The organism is Pseudoalteromonas sp. SANK 73390 (assembly GCF_054966645.1).
Genome location: NZ_ARPN01000137.1, coordinates 1 through 404, shown reverse-complemented (window position 1 = coordinate 404; position 404 = coordinate 1). Strand labels below are relative to the sequence as shown.

General features: G+C 49.5%; 1 protein-coding gene. It reads right to left on the bottom strand.

All coding sequences use genetic code 11. From position 1 onward, the window contains the following. Nucleotides 1-404: hypothetical protein (locus SANK73390_RS18340; RefSeq protein WP_462767849.1), on the bottom strand; the 404-nt coding region annotated here is incomplete at both ends.

Here is a 404-nt window from a genome sequence, read left to right as displayed (position 1 = left end):
GAGTACTGCCTAAGCGGTCTCGGTGGGTATAACGAATGGTAGCCACTTCACCTGTGCCTTGGCTGATGAGTGCCACATCACCAATATATGCGCGCCATGTGGTTTTGCTGCCCTCAACCTCTTCTTCATAGGCACCTGCGTAGTACGTGGTAGTATTGCCTTTAACCTGCTTAAAGCGCATATGGTCTGGGCCATATACAAAAATGCTGGTAATACCATTTTTAGTAAGTGATGTCGGTTTGTCCATGGCATTGTAAATGGCACTGGTGAGGCCATCGCCTTTAGTCATATTACCGCGCGCATCGTAACTAAAGCCCGCCCACGTACCATTGGTTTTTTGTACCTTTTTAACTGCGTTGGCACCGCCACCCGCGTGTCCGCTCAGGTGCTCGCTGTAGTTATAC